The organism is Stenotrophomonas sp. YJH_SMC_8 (genome assembly GCF_059371315.1).
The window spans coordinates 36,111-52,411 of the sequence record NZ_JCAFUL010000023.1 but is presented as its reverse complement, the minus strand read 5'-3'; the positions used below and the strand labels follow the sequence as shown (position 1 = coordinate 52,411).

The window sequence follows — 16,301 nt, the reverse complement described above, 5'->3', positions numbered from 1 at the left end:
TACGCTGGCCTGAAGGCCAAGGGCAAAGCAAGCAAGGTGGCGCTCGTGGCGGTCATGCGCAAAATGCTGGTGATCCTCAACGCCCGTAAGCGAGACGCCGAGGTGGCCCTCGGCTGCCCCTGACAAGACAGTTGCTACTGGCCGCCGGCCAACTGTCGAAGGCGGGGCACTGTGGGTGTGCGGGGTGTGAGCCGCATGGATGCGGCGACCAAGCCCCCATGGATGGGTTCACGGCGGCCCCGCACATCCACAGTGCCCCGCCATCCCACGGAATGCCAGCTTTTGCTTTTGCTGTTGTTGTTGGTGTTGCCTTTGCAGGTGCAGGGCACAGCCCTGCAAAAGAACACCCCTTACAGCGGCAGGGGCGCCTGCGCCGGGTCGATCCGCCCTTCACCGCGGGTGATCTTCTTGAACTCGGCACGGCTGACCGACACGTAGCGGTCGTTGCCACCGATCTCCACCTGCGGGCCATCCTTTACCGCGTGGCCATGTTCGTCCACGCGTACCGTCATCGTTGCCTTCTTGCCGCTGTGGCAGATGGTCTTGATCTCCTGCATCTCGTCGGCCCAGGCCAGCAGGTACTGGCTGCCCTCGAACAGCTCGCCGCGGAAATCGGTGCGCAGGCCGTAGCACAGCACCGGAATGCGCAGCTGGTCGACCACCTCGCTGAGTTGCCAGACCTGGGCGCGGGTGAGGAACTGCGCTTCATCCACCAGCACGCAGCCCATCGGGCCGTTGGCGGCCAGGTCCTGTTCGACCCAGTGCTGCAGGTCGGTGTCACGGTCGAAGGCCATGCCGTCGGCACGCAGGCCGATCCGCGAGGCCACCACGCCGGCGCCGGCACGATCATCCAGGCGCGGGGTCAGGATCGCCACCCGCATGCCGCGCTCGCGGTAGTTGTGCGCGCTCTGCAGCAGGGTCGTGGTCTTGCCGGCGTTCATCGCCGAATAGTAGAAATAGAGCTTGGCCATCGGCCAATTCTAGTCGCCCACCGCCTTGTCGTCGCGGACCGTGTCCGGCCGTCCTATCTCGACGCTGGGGGTCAGCGCGGGGCGCCAGTAGTTGTCCTGCAGGCACCAGTAGTCGGCGGCGCGCCAGTAGTCGTTGTCGTAGACGATGCTGCCCGGCGTCGCGATGCCCTGCTCGTTGCCGCGGCGCTGGACGACGATCAGGCCGGAGCTCACGTACCCGAGGCGGCTGCCGGTGATCTGCTGGCGGCCGTCCCTGAGGGCGCGCTCCATGCGAGGCTTGGCCACGCGGTCGCCATAGTCGGCATAGACCTGCTGGCCGCGCTCGATCGCCTGTGCCTGCTGCAATGCGTCCAGGCGTGCCCAATAGTGCTCCCGCAGCACCAGGAAGTCGTGATACATGCGCTCGGCGGCAAGGTCCATCCAGATGTAGGCCATCACCGGATCGGCCCGGGTACCGAGGCCCTCCTGGTACAGCCGCGCCACCATGGCCTGGGAGAATTTGTCGGCGTAGCGCGCCGAACGCTTGTAGTAGTCCAGCGCCCTGGCGGGCTGTCTGTCCCGTTCGGCCCGCTGGGCCATGCTGCGCCAGAACAGGTCCGGATGGGCATCGAAGAAGCCTCCGGTCAGGACGGTTGGCGGGATCTGCCGCGGGGCCTCCACCGGGCATTCCCTGGCGGTCACGCCAGCGGCCATCGACAGGCCCAGCAGCAGGCAGAAGAGTGGAGCGTGCTTCGCTTTCATATGATCGCCCTCCTGGCAATGACTATGGAAATACGAACGTCAGCGCCCCGCGCCTTCCACGGGGCTGAGTGGGCCGACCTCGACGCTGCGGCCGCGGAATTCCTGTTCCCAGATGCGGTCCTGCATGCACCAGTACGCTGCAGGGTCCCAGTATGCATCCCGGTAGTAGTCATCGCCGCGGGTCGGCCAGCCGGCTTCCGGGCCGTCGGACAGTTCCACCTGCAGCATCGAGCTGACCCAGCCGGTACGGCTGCCGGTCATGCGGCTGCGGTCCATGCGCATGGCAGCCTCCATGCGCGGCTTGGCCGTGGCATCGCCGTAGGCCGCATACAGCGCCGGCCCTTCGATGAGTACCCGTTGCCGCTGCGCGGCATCCAGGCGGTTCCAGTAGCGCTCGCGCTCCAGCAGCAGGTCGCGGTAGCCGCGTTCGGCGGCCAGGTCCATCCAGATGTAGGCCAGCACCGGATCAGGGGTGGTACCCGTGCCCTCCTGGTACATGCGCGCGACCAGCGACTGCGACAGCTTGTCGGCGTGCGCGGCCGCCCGCTTGAAGCGCACCAGCGCATGATCGGGCCGGCCCTGGCGCCACGACTGGAGGCCCAGCTCGCGCCAGTGCAGGTCAGGATGAGCCTGCAGGAAGCCCTGGGTCATCAGCGCAGGCCGCAACGATGCGCCAGGATCGGGCGCGCAGTCCGCACTGCGGGCGGCCAACGGCGCCAGCAGCAACAGCAGGGTGCCCAGCAGGGCGGCAGAAGCGGTCGGGCGCATGCACCTGGCTCCAGTGCTCCGGTGCCGAATCAATAGCTTAGGAACGGTGTGCATGCAAGTCAGGTCCGCCCGCTGCGGCCCCGCTACAATCCCATTCCCATGCACGGTCTCAATCCCCCCCAAGCCGCCGCCGTCCTGCACATCGAAGGCCCGTTGCTGGTGCTCGCCGGCGCGGGCAGCGGCAAGACGCGCGTGATCGTGGAAAAGATCGCCCATCTGATCGGCAGCGGCCGCTATCCGGCACGCCGCATCGCCGCGATCACCTTCACCAACAAGTCGGCCAAGGAAATGCGCGAGCGTGTGGCCAAGCGCCTGCGCGAGCAGGATGCGGACGAGGTGACCATCTGCACCTTCCATGCGCTGGGCCTGAAGTTCCTGCAGATCGAGCATGCCGCTGTGGGCCTGAAGCGTGGTTTCTCGATCTTCGATGCCGACGATGCCGCCGCGCAGATCAAGGACCTGATGTACGGGGCCAAGCCCGACGACATCGAGGACATGAAGAACCTGGTGTCGCGCGCGAAGAACGCCGGCCTGTCGCCCGAGCAGGCGATGGCCGCCGCGCGCAGCAACCGCGAGAAGGAAGCGGCCAGCGTCTACGAGCGCTACCAGCTGCGCCTGACCGCGTTCAATGCGGTCGATTTCGATGACCTGATCCGTTTGCCGGTGCAGATCCTGGAAGAGAATCCGGAGATCGCGCTGGCCTGGCGCGAGCGAATCGGCTACCTGCTGGTGGACGAATGCCAGGACACCAACGACGCGCAGTACCGCCTGCTCAAGCAGCTGGCCGGCGACAAGGGCAACTTCACCTGCGTGGGCGATGACGACCAGTCGATCTACGCCTGGCGTGGCGCCAACCCGGAAAATCTGCAGCAGATGGGGCGCGACTACCCCAAGCTGGAGATCATCAAGCTGGAGCAGAATTACCGCTGCTCCAACCGCGTGCTGCGCGCCGCAAACGCGCTGATCGCCAACAACCCGCACGAGCACCTGAAGAAGCTGTGGAGCGACCAGGCCGACGGCGAACGCATCCGCGTATGGGAATGCCGCAACAGCGAACATGAAGCGGAAAAGGTCGCGGCCGAGATCGCCTTCGTGGCCCAGTCGCGCAACGTGCCGTGGAGTGACTTCTGCATCCTGTTCCGCGGCAACTTCCAGTCACGCCCGCTGGAAAAGGCGATGCAGCTGCTGCGCATTCCCTACCACCTGACCGGCGGCACCATGTTCCTGGAACGCCAGGAAGTGAAGGACACGCTGGCCTGGCTGCGGCTGCTGGTGAACCCGGATGACGACACCGCGTTCATGCGTGCGGTGCAGTCGCCCAAGCGCGACGTCGGCGCCGGCACGCTGGCCAGGCTGGCCGAGCTGGCGCAGGAAAAGGACATGCCGATGGCGCAGGCCGCTGAAGCGATCGGCGCGCTGCAGCAGCTGCCACCGCGCGCGGCCAACAGCCTGGCGCGCTTCACCGATATCCTGCGCGACCTGCGCGCGCAGACCCGGCAGGTCACTTCCGGCGACATGATCCGCAAGGTCGCCAAGGAGTCGGGCCTGCTCAGCGAGCTGCGCCAGCAGGCCAAGGAAGAGGCCAGCTACCAGCGCCGGGCGAACAACATCGAAGAGCTGGCGCAGTGGTTCGAGGGTGGCCCGCGTGGTGCTACCGCGGCCGACCTGGCCGGCCAGCTGGCACTGCTGTCGCGCAGTGACAAGGACGAGGGCGGCAACCAGGTGCGCATGATGACCATGCACGCCTCCAAGGGCCTGGAATTCCCGTACGTGTTCATCGTTGGCTGCGAGGACGGCGTGCTGCCGCACCAGGTCAGCCTGGACGAGGGCAACCTGCAGGAAGAGCGGCGCCTGCTGTACGTGGGCATCACCCGCGCCAAGATCCAGCTGTGGATGAGCTACAGCAAGCTGACCCGCAAGTTCGGCGAACACGTGCGGCTGAAGCCGAGCCGGTTCTTCGAGGAGATTCCGGCTGAGGAAATCCAGCGTGACGGCGCTGACCCGGTGGCGGATGCGGCGCGGAAGAAGGAGCGCGCGAGCGCGGGGCTGGCGGCGATCGAAGCGCTGTTCGACTAAGGCGCTCCAACGGAGCCGCCCCTCCGTGGTGGAGCGCGTTGGTTCCGCAGTGTGGCCGGTCGGGGTGGGTTCGCGGGGGACGCCGTGAACCCGTCCCTGGGGGCTTAGCCGCGCCATCCATGGCGCGGATACCCCCGCGAACCCACCCCGACCGGCCTCTGACAGATTCCGGGTGCTTCCTTCCACGGCAATGCAAAGAAAATCAAAAACAACAGCCGAACGTTGAGGCAGAATCGGGGTTTCGGCTGGAGGTCTGCGCGTGCATCCCATCGAAAGCGAACGCCTGCGGCTGCGCCGCATCGAGCCTGACCGCGACGCGGTGCCGATGCTGGGGTTGTTGAATGATCCGGGCTTCCTGCGCTTCATCGGCGACCGCAATGTGCGCAGCGAGGAACAGGCACGCGAGTACATCGCGCTGCGCGTGCTGCACAGCTATGCGTTGAATGGCTTCGGCATGTATGCCATCGAGCGGTTGTCCGATGGCGCCTGGCTGGGTAACGCCGGACTGGTGCGGCGCGATGGCCTGCCGGGGCCGGACATCGGCTATGCGGTGCTGTCGGAATTCGCCGGGCAGGGCTATGCCGGTGAGGCGGCGCGCGCGGTGTTCGCGCATGCGCGTGGCGAGCTGGGCCTGCACGATCTGTATGGCATCACCGATCTGGACAACGTCGCGTCCGGGAAGATCCTGCTGGGGCTGGGCATGCAGGTGCGTGGGGTGATCCAGTTGCCGGGCGTGGACAGCCCGAGCCGCTTGTATGCCACGCCGGGTGCGGCAGAGGTCGGGTAGTGCCGGCCGCTGGCCGGCAACCCGAGGTGGCGATGGGGTCAGAGCCAGCAGTGCGGGATCCGACCCCGGTGGGCTGATCGTGGTGGGTGCCGACCAACGGTCGGCACCCACCCTTCAGCCCCGCAGTTCCGCCAGCTGTGCCTGCAGCTCGGCCACCGCTGCTTCCAGCTGGGCGACGCGCTCGGCCAGGCCCGGGTCGGCGGCCTCGCTGCCGCCGCCAGCGCTGGCGTACTTCGCTGCCAGGGCGGCGCCATCCACTTCACCGCACAGCAGGTGCATGTAGCGGTCCTCGCGCTGGCCGCTGGCGCGCGGCAGCACCACCAGCAGCGCGCGCTGCTGCAGGCGCTCGATGGCGTGGCGGGCTTCATCGGCATCGGCGAAGCGGTGCAGGCGCTCGCTGCGCGAGACCAGCTCGCCCAGGGTCTGCGGACCTCGCAGCAGCAGCATCGCCAGCAGCACGGTCTGCTGCCGGGTCAGGTCCAGCGCGCCCTGCAGCCGGTGTTCGTAACGGTCGGCGCGTGAAGAAAAGTGCTGGCGTGCCAGCCCAAGTGTCTCCAGCTGGCGCAGGGCGTGCTGCACGCTGCCAGCGTCGACGTTCATCACCGGCTCGCGGGCGGTCTTCTGGTTGGCGGCCGACTGGGCCGCATTGACCGTCAGCGGGTAGGTGTCCGGTGTGGTTGCCTCCTTCTCCACCAGGCAGCCCAGCAGGCGGGCCTGCACGGCGTCGAGCAGGGGAACGTCGGGGGTCTGGACGGAATCGGTCATGGCGGCCTCCGGAAGGGCAACGGGTCAACCGCCAAGCATAGCCGTCCCGAGGCCGCCTTTGCCGGTAAAATGCGCGGGTATATCTGATTGCCGGTGAATCCATGCGTCGTCCTGTTTCCCTGTCCCTGACCCTGCTCGCCACGGCGGCGCTGGGCCTGTCCGCCTGCAAGCGCGTGGATGCGCCTGCTGCCGAAGCCGCTGCCCCGGAGGCCCCGGCCGCTGCCGCCAAGGCCGATGGCGCGCTTGATGCGACCGCCAACGACAATCTCAACGCCGTGCTGTGGATGCAGCGCGCGCAGGAGTACAAGGCGATCACCGAGCAGACCTACCGTGCCGCCGCCAACCACCTGGATGCAGCGCTGAAGGAAGCCCACTGGGACGCGCTGGTGCCGGAAGAACGCGGCAACGAGGCCAAGGGCCTGAAGCCGGCCGTGGTGCTGGACGTGGACGAGACCGTGCTGGACAACTCGCCCTACCAGGCGCGCCTGGTGCGCGATGGCAAGGAGTACGACGAGCTGAGCTGGGACCAGTGGGTGGCCGAGAAGAAGGCCAAGGCCATTCCGGGCGTGGTTGATTTCGCCAAGGCCGCCAACGCCAAGGGCGTGACCCTGCTGTACATCTCCAACCGCGCCGTGCACCTGAAGGACGCGACCCTGGCCAACCTGCGCGAGCAGGGCCTGCCGGTGGCCGATGACAGCGTGTTCCTCGGCCTGGGCACCGTGGTCGAAGGCTGCGAGCAGGCCGGCAGCGAGAAGAACTGCCGCCGCCGCCTGGCCGGGCAGAAGTACCGCGTGCTGATGCAGTTCGGCGACCAGCTGGGCGACTTCGTGGAAGTGACCGCCAACACCAACGAGGGCCGTGACGCCCTGCTGCAGCAGTACCACGACTGGTTCGGCGAACGCTGGTGGATGCTGCCGAACCCGACCTACGGCGGCTTCGAGCCGGCGCAGTTCAACAACGACTACAGCCAGTCGCGCCAGGCCCGCCACGACGCCAAGCGCGCTGCCCTGGACTACGCACCGTGAGCCGCGCGCCGCTGCCGCTGCGCGATGACGAGCGCCTGATCTTCGCGCTGGACGTGCCCGACCGCGTGCAGGCATTGGAATGGGTCGATCGCCTCGGCGACAGCGTGGCGTTCTACAAGATCGGCATGGAACTGCTGGCGTCGGGCGAGTACTTCCAGGTGCTGGACGAGCTGGCCCGCCGCGACAAGCGCGTGTTCGTCGATCTGAAGTTCTTCGACATCCCGGCCACCGCTGCGGCGGTGATCAAGCGCCTGTCGCAGTGGCCGGTCAGCTACGCCACCATCCATGGTTGGCACCCGGCCATGATGGAGGCCTGCGCGGCCGCCAACAGCGGCGACATGCGCCTGCTGGCGGTGACCGTGCTGACCTCGATGGGCCGCCCGGACCTGGCACAGATGGGCATCGACCGCGAACCGGTCGACGTGGTGGTCGAGCGCGCGCTGGCCGCCCAGGCCGCCGGCATCGATGGCGTGATCGCCTCGGGCCAGGAAGCGGGGCCGATCCGCGCTGCCACGGGCGCGGGCTTCTCGATCGTCTGCCCGGGCATCCGTCCGGGTGGCCCGGTCGGCGATGACCAGAAGCGCACCGTTGGCGTGGCCCAGGCCTTCGCCGATGGCGCTGACGCCATCGTGGTCGGCCGCCCGATCCGCCTGGCCACCGATCCGCAGGCCGCGGCACGGGCGATCCAGCAGGAAATCGCGTCGGCGCTGGCTGCACGCTGAGATTCCGCGGCCAGAGCTGCACGCTCGAACGCCACCCCGTCCCGCGCGGGGTGGCGTTTTTGCATCCGGCCTGGGGAGCGGTTGTGCCCGAATCGCCACAAAACATGCCGTAGATTCCACGGGCTTGGTGTTGCGGGTCATTAAATTAAATAAAATCAATAATTTATATGACATTACGTGAAGTGTTGCCTTAACTTGAGAGGCAGCGTAGGATCGCCGCCATCCGGTCCTCGGGCCGGACATGTGCCACAACACTGTCCACCGGCCTTGTGCCGGCTTGAAGAGCCTGTGATCCCCCGTGATCCCGGCTCTTTTTTTATGCGCGGGGCCCGGCCCGGGGTCAGATCCCTTCTGCCCCTGGCAGAAGGGATCTGACCCCAAGTTGCCCCCCCGGCTTGCCGCTGTCACGTCACAGGCCGCAAGATGCGGACCGGTCCGGGGAGTCCGAGTGCATGAGCGTGGCAGTGCGAGGAAGGTCTGCGCGTGGATGGGGGCTGGCAGCCATGCTGCTGCTGGCCGTGGCGGCGTGTCGTGAATCTGCCCAGGACCCGGCCAAGCCGGCGGCTGAGCCGGTCGCGGCGGTGCAGGCGATGGCGCTGCGCCTGGCCGAGGACGATCTGGTCGGCTACGCAAAGCTGTCGGTACCGCCGAGCCAGTACCAGCGCCTGCAACAGGCCTGGACCGAAGGCCACAGCCAATGGCCGCTGACCGAACTGCCGCTGGGCGACCAGCTGCTGCCGATGCTGGCCGCACTGCGCAAGCCCAACGCCGGTGCAGAACTGCAGCGCAGCTTCGATCGCCAGCTGGCCGGCCAAGCCGGCGCCGTGCGCCAGGCTGCACAGTCGATGGGCAACTTCGGTGTGCAGTACCTGCGCCACCAGAAGGGCTATACACCGGGCCAGCAGGCGCACTACATCGCCCTCGTCGAAACCCTGGCCGGCTGGGCGCAGGGCGCCCCGATCAGTGACCGGGCCCGCGCACGCAGCACCATCGCCGCGCTGGTCGGCGCCGCCAACAAGGTTGGCTTCGACGACGAAGCCGGCCTGCAGGCCGCGGGCATGGAAGGCAGCCTGGAGCAGCTGGCGCCGTTCATCCACACCCTCAAGGCGGTGCTGGGCAGCTACGGGCTGGGCGTGGACGACGCGTTGCGCAGCGTGCGCGGCGAACTGCTGTCGGTGGAAGGCGACAACGCGCTGGTACGCCTGCGCTACGACCTCGCTGGTCGCGAGATGAGCCTGCAGCTGCCGCTGAGCCGGCGCGAAGGCCACTGGTACCTGACCCGAACCCTGGCCGACACCGACGCCCTGCTGCGCAAGGCCGATGCGGCCCGCGCCGCCGCCGCACCCGAACCGGCTGAAGCCCCCGCCGAGGGTGGGGAAGCGGCAACGCCACCGCCTAAGCCATAATGGCGCCGATGTCGAAACAGAACCCGCTGCCGTTCCCCGGCGAAGAATCCCAGTCGACGCCCGCCGATACGGTGCCGGCGTCCCCCTCGACCGGTACCGGCCCGAACCCGGTACCGCCGCCCGCGCATGCGCGTCCGGCCGGCCGCCGCCCGCTGTGGGCAAGACTTCTGGGCCGCCTGGTCGAGCCGTGGCTGTCGCTGAAGATCGAGCCGGAAGACCCGGGCCAGTACAACGATGGCCGCCCGGTCATGTACGTGCTGGAAGACTATGGCCTGTCCAACGCGCTGATCCTGGACAAGGCCTGCCGCCAGGCCGGCCTGCCGTCGCCGCTGGTGCCGCTGGCCGGTGACCCGACCGGGCGCAAGCGCGCTTACCTGGCACTGTCGCGCCGCAGCTCCAGCAATTCGCTGATTCCCGAACAGCGGGGCGCCAAGACCCATTCCGACTCGCTGGCCAAGGTCCTGCAGGCGCACCGCGTGCGCGAGGACCTGGATGTCCACCTGGTGCCGGTGTCGATCTTCGTCGGCCGCGCGCCGGACAAGCAGAGCGGCTGGTTCGCGGTGCTGTTCTCGGAAAACTGGGCGCTGGTCGGCCGCTTCCGCCGCCTGCTGGCGGTGCTGCTGAATGGTCGCAGCACCATCGTCCGCTTCGCACCGCCGATCTCGCTGCGCAACACCGTTGACGAAGGCCTGGAGCCGGAGCGCACGGTACGCAAGCTGCAGCGCGTGCTGCGTACCCATTTCCGCCGCATCCGTGAATCGGTGATCGGCCCTGACCTGTCGACCCGGCGCCTGCTGGTGGACCAGGTGCTGGCCGCCGAACCGGTGCGCGAAGCGATTGCCGCGCAGGCCAAGCGCGACAACTCCAAGCCGGCCGATGCCTGGAAGAAGGCGCACGCCTACGCCTGGGAAATCGCCGCGGACTACTCCAGCCCGGTGGTGCGTTCGGCCAGCTTCATGCTCAGCCACGTGTGGAACCGCATCTATGCGGGCGTGCTGGTGCACCATCTGGACAAGTTCAAGGCCGCCGCACCGGGCCACGAAGTGGTCTACGTGCCCAGCCACCGCAGCCACATGGACTACCTGCTGCTGTCCTACCTGCTGTACGACCGTGGCATCGTGCCGCCGCACATCGTGGCCGGCATCAACCTGAACCTGCCGGTGGTCGGCACCCTGCTGCGCAAGGGCGGTGCGTTCTTCATCCGCCGCTCGATCCGCGGCAACGCGCTGTACTCGGCCGTGCTCAGTGAGTACGTCGCGCAGCTGGTGGCCGGTGGCTACTCGCTGGAGTACTTCGTCGAGGGTGGCCGTTCGCGCACCGGCCGCCTGCTGCAGCCCAAGGGCGGCATGATCTCGATGACGCTGCGCGCGTTCCTGCGCCAGCCGCGCAAGCCGGTGCTGTTCCAGCCCATCTACATCGGCTATGAGAAGCTGATGGAAGGTGGCAGCTACCTGGACGAACTGTCCGGGCGGCCGAAGGAGAAGGAATCGATCTGGTCGCTGCTGTGGGGCATCCCCAAGGTGCTCAAGCAGAACTACGGCCAGGTGGTGGTGAACTTCGGCGAGCCGATCGCGCTGAACGACGTGCTGGCCGAGAAGGCGCCGGAGTGGAAGGGCGAGGCGGTGTCCGAGGACGAGAAGCCGGCGTGGCTGTCGACCACGGTGGATACGCTGGCCGAGCGCATCCAGGTGCACATCAACGGTGCTGCCGACGTCAACCCGATCAACCTGCTGGCGCTGGCCCTGCTGTCCACGCCGAAGCATGCGATGGGCGAGGCCGACCTGATCGCGCAGATCGAGCTGTGCAAGACCCTGCTGGTCGAAATGCCGTACTCGGACCGGGTGACGGTGACCCCGCACTCGCCGGAGCGGATCATCGCCCACGCCGAGGAAATCAACGTCCTCACCCGCATCAAGCACCCGCTGGGCGATGTGCTCAGCGTCAGCGGCGATACCGCGGTGCTGCTGAGCTACTTCCGCAACAACGTGCTGCACCTGTTCACCGCCTCGTCGTGGGTGGCCTGCTGCTTCCAGAACAACCGCCGCATGAGCCGCACCGGCCTGGTCCAGCTGGGCCGCACGGTGTACCCGTTCCTGCAGGCCGAGCTGTTCCTGCCGTGGAGCGAGGACGAGTTCGCGCAGCGCATCGACCAGACCATCAACGTGTTCGTGCGCGAGGGCCTGCTGCAGAACGTCAATGATGACGACGGCGGCATCCTGGCGCGCAACACCGGGCAGACCGACGAAGTGTTCCGCCTGCGTGCGATCGGCCACTCGCTGCAGCAGGCGTTCGAGCGCTATTACATCGCCATCTCGGTGCTGGTGAAGAATGGCCCGGGCGTGCTGGGTGCGGCCGAGCTGGAAAGCCTGTGCCAGCAGGCGGCGCAGCGCTTGAGCCTGCTCTATGCACCGGCCGCGCCGGAGTTCTTCGACCGCACCCTGTTCCGCGGCTTCATCCAGAAGCTGCGCGAACTGCGCCTGGTGTGGCCGGACGAGAACAGCAAGCTGCTGTTCGACGAGCGCCTGGATGCCTGGGCCAAGGACGCCAAGTTCATCCTCGGCCGCGAACTGCGCCACACCATCGAACGGGTCAGCCCGGAAGCGGCACGCCCGGACGAGCCTGCGCCGCAGGATTGAACTGAATCCTGCGGTGGGTGTGGACCTTGGTCCACACACCTTCCATCTGTGCCAACCAAGGTTGGCACCCACCTGAACCAGGCTCAGGCCGGTTCGTCGGGAATCTGCAGGCTTTCCAGCTTGGCGATGCAGTCCTTCAACTGCAGCTTGCGCCGCTTCAGGCGCTTGGATTCCAGCTCGTCCTCGCCATTGGCGGCCATGCGGGTGATCTGTTCATCCAGCAGGCGATGCTCGGCGCGCAGGGCGGCGAGGCGTTCGACGATCTCGGCGGGGCTGTAGGTGTCCACAGCCTCCGAGCATACACAGCGATGATGACTGCCGGGAGAGGGGAATTCCGACCCCCGGCCGGGGCGGCTCCGAGCCGTTAGAATGGACCCCATGAGTGCCGTGATTTCCCTTCCCGATCCCCAGCCGCGCACCGCCCGCGATCCGCGGCTGGCCGAGCGCGAGCAGCACAAGCTGGCCAAGCGCCTGCGCCGCCAGGTTGGCGAGGCGATCGCCGACTTCGGCATGATCGAGGCCGGTGACAAGGTGATGGTCTGCCTGTCCGGCGGCAAGGACAGCTACACCCTGCTGGACGTGCTGCTGCAGCTGCAGAAGAAGGCGCCGGTGCCGTTCGAGCTGGTGGCGGTGAACCTGGACCAGAAGCAGCCGGACTTCCCCGAGCATGTGCTGCCGGAGTACCTGGCCGGGCTGGGCGTGCCGTACCACATCATCGAGCAGGACACCTATTCGGTGGTCAGCCGGGTCATTCCGGAAGGCAAGACCATGTGTTCGCTGTGCTCGCGCCTGCGTCGTGGCGCGCTGTACAACTACGCCGAAACCCACGGTTTCACCAAGATCGCGCTGGGCCACCACCGCGACGACATGGTGGCCACGTTCTTCATGAACCTGTTCCACCACGCCAAGCTGTCGGGCATGCCGCCGAAGCTGCGCAGCGACGACGGCAGGCACGTGGTGATCCGGCCGCTGGCCTACGTGCGCGAGAGCGACATCGTCGAGTACGCGCAGGCGCGCCAGTTCCCGATCATTCCCTGCAACCTGTGCGGCAGCCAGGAGAACCTGCAGCGCCGCCAGGTCGGCCTGATGCTGAAGCAATGGGAAAAGGACCACCCGGGCCGCATCGAGCAGATCGCGCGTGCCATGGGCGAAGTCCGGCCCTCGCAGCTGGCTGACACCACCCTGTTCGACTTCATGGCGCTGGGCCGTCGCGACGACGCGCCGCTGCCCGACGCCCATGCCTGGCTGGCCGGTTCCCCGGCCGACGCCGACGCAGATCCCGAGACGCCCGCCGTTTAAGGTCGGCCGCCCTTCCTCTTTGCCATCCGGAATTCCATGTTCTTTCGCAACCTGACGTTCTTCCGTTTCCCGACCACCACCGATTTTTCCGAAGTCGACACCCTGCTGCCACACGCCCTGCTGAAGCCGGTCGGCGCACTGGAGATGAATTCGCGCGGCTTCATCTCGCCGTTCGGCCGCGAGGAGAAGGAACTGCTCTCCCACCGCATCGCCGAGCACCTGTGGCTGACCGTGGGCGGCGAGGACAAGATCCTGCCGGCGGCGGTGGTCAACGACCTGCTCGAGCGCAAGCTGGAGGAGATCGAGGAGAAGGAAGGCCGCCGCCCGGGTGGCCGCGAGCGCAAGCGCATGAAGGACGACCTGTTGCATGAACTGCTGCCGCGCGCCTTCGTGAAGTCCTCGCGCAACGACGCCTTCATCGACCTGCAGCACGGCTACGTCGCGGTGGATACTTCCAGCCGCAAGACCGGCGAATACTTCATGTCCGACATCCGGGGCCTGCTCGGCAGCTTCCCGGCGATGCCGCTGAACGCCGAAGTCGCGCCGCGCTCGATCCTGACCGGCTGGATCGCCGGCGAGCCGCTGCCGACCGGGCTGAGCCTGGGCGAAGAGTGCGAGATGAAGGATCCGGTGGAAGGCGGCGCGGTGGTCAAGTGCCAGCACCAGGAGCTGCGCTGCGACGAGATCGACAAGCACCTGGATGCCGGCAAGCAGGTGACCAAGCTGGCGCTGATCTTCGAGGACAACCTCTCGTTCGTGATCGGCGATGACCTGATCGTGCGCAAGCTGAAGTTCCTCGACGGTGCCCTGGACCAGCTGGAGCACGCCGACGAAGACGGCCGCCGCGCCGAGTTCGACGCCCGCTTCGCCCTGCAGAGCGCCGAAATCCGCCGCCTGTTCCTGTTGCTGGAAGAAGCCTTCAAGCTCAGCAAGGCTGACTGAACAGGCAGCCCGACGGCCGCCGGTCATCCGGCGGCCCGAAGCGGCGCTATGCTGGGCGCATGAGCCGTCTGCTGCGCCGCCTGATCAGCCCGACCCCGCCCGCCACCGTACAGCGCGACACCGTTCGCCTGCGGCTGGAGGATGCCGAGATCGAGGTGCTGCGCGTGCGCGACCCGCGTGCGCGGCGCATCAAGCTGAGCGTGGACGAGCGCGGCGCGCGCCTGACCCTGCCGCTGCGGGCAAGCCTGGTGATGGGCGAACGCTTCCTGGAACAGCACCGCGACTGGCTGGCGCTGCAGCTGCGCCAGTACCAGGGCCAGGGCCTGCCGGCACCGCTGCAGCCCGGCGAAGACGGCGTGCTGCCACTGCGCGGTGAACTGCTGCCGCTGCGCTGGCAGGAAGGCCGCTACGCACGACTGGAGATCGACGCGCACGGCGCCTGCGTGCAGTGGCCGACCCGTGGCGGTGACGCCACCCTGCGCCGCCTGCTGCGCGAGTTCTACGAAGCACAGACCCGCGCCGACGTCGGCCGATGGTTGCCGAAGTACCTGCCCACCCTGCCGCGCGCGCCCAGCCGCCTGCGGCTGAAGGTGATGTCCTCGCAATGGGGCTCGCTGGCCCCCGACGGCAGCATGGCGCTGGACCTGGCATTGGTGCTTGGCCGTTCGGAAGCGTTCGAGTACGTGCTGGTGCATGAACTCTGCCACCTGATCCAGCCCAACCACTCGCCCGCGTTCTGGCACGAAGTGGAACAACGCTTCCCCGCCTGGCGCGAGCAGCGCGACTACTTCCAGCTGGAAGGGCGACGCCTCAAAGCGATGCTGCGCCAGCTGCTGTGACCGCGCCCCGCACCCTGTAGAGCCGAGCCCACGCTCGGCTGACGCGCGCAGCGCGGGATTCCAGTCATCACGTTGAAGAGCAGCCGAGCATGGCGATGCCGGTCGTCCTGACCGGCACCCTTCGGGCCGTCGCAAGCGACGTTGGCAGCGGCTCCTGCCGCTGCCTTCGGCTCAACAGAAGAGCGCGCACAGCGCGCGACCGGCTCTTGCTCTTCCTTCTTTCTTCCGTGGTGGGCACACCGGAAACTGTCGAAGGACGGGCGGGTGGGCCATGCAGGGGCGTTGGCGCCATGGATGGCGCCATCGAGCTTACAGGGACGTACTTGCAGCGTCCCCTGCATGGCTCACCCGCCCGGCCAAGCACGGCTCTGCCGTCGGATGCCACCCACCACGAGGGGCTCAGCCGTTGGCCGAAACCCTCACCCCGCCCGCAACGCCGCCGCCGTCGCCCACCGCGCGGCCACCCGCGGTGCCGTTATGCACACCGCCTGGTCGGTCACCGTCGTCACCGCCCGCTCCAGCAGCTGGATATCCGCCTCATGCTGGCGCGCCACATGCGGGTCCTCGAAGAAGATCGCGCGTTGGCAGCGCCCTTCCAGCACCCGGTCTGCAATCTGCGCATCACCGCCCATCGGACCGCTCTGGTAGCGCGTCACCCAAGGTGTATCGCTGGGCCAGCCACGGCTCCAGGCCAGCTCGTTCAAACGCTGGCCGGTAGTCCCGGTTGCCACCCGCTCACCGAACCGGGCCAGCACCTCGAAGTGCTCGTCGGCGAAGGCCAGCATCGCCGGCTTCATCGCGTCGTGCGCGATCAGCGCCAGCGTCTGCCCCTCGAACGCGTGCAGGTCGTCAGCCCCGGCATCGGCGGCCAGGCCGGCGTGGATGCGTTCCACCTCCACCCAGTCGCGCGCGGTGGCCACGGTGGAAATGAACGGCTTGCCGTGGATCACGCACTGCCGCTTCAGCGCCGTGGCTTCCGGAAACACGGAGGACGGATCGACCGGGTCGATCAGGTAGATCGCACCATCCAACGTCCGTTCCGGCCCCATGCCAACCACCTCGGCGACCAGCTTCATCAGGCCACCCTCGCGACCGTAGGGATAGCGGTGCAGGCCTGCGTATCCGCTCAGGAAGCCCTGTCGCTCGATCGCGTCATGGGTGCGGCCGACCGCGTGCAGCGACACGCCCAGCTCGCGCAGACCGGGTTCGCTGACGCGCAGCCAGCGGAACAGGGCGGCGCGCGCGTCGTGGTGGTGGAGACGGTTGGCAGCCAGGCCGATGCGCATCGAATGCTCCGCAGATACGGGTGAAAGCGGCAGTGTAT

At 67.7% G+C, this 16,301-nt stretch carries 15 protein-coding genes and 1 pseudogene; 10 read left to right on the top strand and 6 right to left on the bottom strand.

The annotated features are described in order from the left end of the window. A pseudogene (locus AC5P88_RS19360) lies at positions 1-123 on the top strand (IS110 family transposase); the annotation flags it as partial. Between the two features lie 227 nt (positions 124-350). Here the strand turns inward: AC5P88_RS19360 and AC5P88_RS19355 are convergent. Genes AC5P88_RS19355 through AC5P88_RS19345 form a run of 3 tightly spaced genes read right to left on the bottom strand, consistent with a single transcriptional unit; the run spans position 351 to position 2,480 of the window. Beyond that, positions 351-971, bottom strand: coding sequence for a thymidine kinase (locus AC5P88_RS19355; RefSeq protein WP_005407490.1), 621 nt, complete (start codon positions 969-971; stop codon positions 351-353). A gap of 9 nt (positions 972-980) precedes the next feature. Beyond that, the gene (locus tag AC5P88_RS19350) at positions 981-1,712 is read right to left on the bottom strand and encodes an SEL1-like repeat protein (protein ID WP_286074633.1); all 732 of its coding nucleotides are present in this window, start codon (positions 1,710-1,712) and stop codon (positions 981-983) included. 39 nt (positions 1,713-1,751) lie between these two features. Next, positions 1,752-2,480: a hypothetical protein gene (locus AC5P88_RS19345; RefSeq protein ID WP_495225803.1), complete on the bottom strand. Its 729-nt coding sequence runs from the start codon at positions 2,478-2,480 to the stop codon at positions 1,752-1,754. A gap of 99 nt (positions 2,481-2,579) precedes the next feature. Here AC5P88_RS19345 and AC5P88_RS19340 point away from each other — a divergent pair, with 99 nt between their 5' ends. Together AC5P88_RS19340 and AC5P88_RS19335 are read left to right on the top strand one after the other, a co-directional pair. Then, positions 2,580-4,556 carry a UvrD-helicase domain-containing protein gene (locus tag AC5P88_RS19340; RefSeq protein WP_495225802.1) on the top strand — a complete coding sequence of 659 codons (1,977 nt, stop codon included), beginning with the start codon at positions 2,580-2,582 and terminating at the stop codon, positions 4,554-4,556. 259 nt (positions 4,557-4,815) lie between these two features. Beyond that, positions 4,816-5,343: a GNAT family N-acetyltransferase gene (locus tag AC5P88_RS19335; protein WP_495225801.1), complete on the top strand. Its 528-nt coding sequence runs from the start codon at positions 4,816-4,818 to the stop codon at positions 5,341-5,343. A gap of 114 nt (positions 5,344-5,457) precedes the next feature. On the opposite strand, the gene AC5P88_RS19330 is transcribed toward AC5P88_RS19335, so the two are convergent. Then, the gene (locus AC5P88_RS19330) at positions 5,458-6,108 is read right to left on the bottom strand and encodes a YceH family protein (RefSeq protein ID WP_495225800.1); all 651 of its coding nucleotides are present in this window, start codon (positions 6,106-6,108) and stop codon (positions 5,458-5,460) included. 101 nt (positions 6,109-6,209) lie between these two features. On the opposite strand from AC5P88_RS19330, the gene AC5P88_RS19325 reads away from it, so the two are divergent. The 4 genes from AC5P88_RS19325 (at position 6,210) to plsB (ending at position 11,897) form a co-directional block, all read left to right on the top strand. After that, entirely contained in the window at positions 6,210-7,133 is a 924-nt protein-coding gene (locus tag AC5P88_RS19325) for a 5'-nucleotidase, lipoprotein e(P4) family (RefSeq protein ID WP_495225799.1), read from the top strand. Then, on the top strand, positions 7,130-7,855 hold the full coding sequence (gene pyrF, locus AC5P88_RS19320; protein WP_164139363.1) for an orotidine-5'-phosphate decarboxylase: 726 nt from the start codon (positions 7,130-7,132) through the stop codon (positions 7,853-7,855). The genes AC5P88_RS19325 and pyrF overlap by 4 nt, the downstream gene beginning before the upstream one ends. 452 nt (positions 7,856-8,307) lie before the next feature. Beyond that, positions 8,308-9,261, top strand: coding sequence for a hypothetical protein (locus tag AC5P88_RS19315; RefSeq protein ID WP_495225798.1), 954 nt, complete (start codon positions 8,308-8,310; stop codon positions 9,259-9,261). Beyond that, on the top strand, positions 9,261-11,897 hold the full coding sequence (gene plsB / locus AC5P88_RS19310; RefSeq protein WP_106551164.1) for a glycerol-3-phosphate 1-O-acyltransferase PlsB: 2,637 nt from the start codon (positions 9,261-9,263) through the stop codon (positions 11,895-11,897). The genes AC5P88_RS19315 and plsB overlap by 1 nt, the downstream gene beginning before the upstream one ends. Positions 11,898-11,980: 83 nt before the next feature. Here the strand turns inward: plsB and AC5P88_RS19305 are convergent, their stop codons facing one another. Continuing rightward, positions 11,981-12,184 (bottom strand): YdcH family protein, encoded by a 204-nt coding sequence (locus tag AC5P88_RS19305; RefSeq protein ID WP_049430910.1) that lies wholly within the window; start codon positions 12,182-12,184, stop codon positions 11,981-11,983. 91 nt (positions 12,185-12,275) lie between these two features. On the opposite strand from AC5P88_RS19305, the gene ttcA reads away from it, so the two are divergent. The 3 genes from ttcA to AC5P88_RS19290 are packed head-to-tail and all read left to right on the top strand — an operon-like array spanning position 12,276 to position 14,977. Continuing rightward, positions 12,276-13,196, top strand: coding sequence for a tRNA 2-thiocytidine(32) synthetase TtcA (ttcA, locus tag AC5P88_RS19300; protein WP_181358250.1), 921 nt, complete (start codon positions 12,276-12,278; stop codon positions 13,194-13,196). Between the two features lie 36 nt (positions 13,197-13,232). Next, on the top strand, positions 13,233-14,138 hold the full coding sequence (locus tag AC5P88_RS19295; RefSeq protein WP_005411825.1) for a recombination-associated protein RdgC: 906 nt from the start codon (positions 13,233-13,235) through the stop codon (positions 14,136-14,138). A gap of 59 nt (positions 14,139-14,197) precedes the next feature. After that, a complete protein-coding gene (locus AC5P88_RS19290; RefSeq protein WP_106551166.1) occupies positions 14,198-14,977 on the top strand; it encodes a M48 family metallopeptidase in 780 nt (259 codons plus the stop codon). A gap of 419 nt (positions 14,978-15,396) precedes the next feature. Here AC5P88_RS19290 and AC5P88_RS19285 read toward each other — a convergent pair whose 3' ends face one another. Beyond that, positions 15,397-16,263 (bottom strand): methylglyoxal synthase, encoded by an 867-nt coding sequence (locus AC5P88_RS19285; protein ID WP_495225797.1) that lies wholly within the window; start codon positions 16,261-16,263, stop codon positions 15,397-15,399. Positions 16,264-16,301 lie beyond the last annotated feature (38 nt).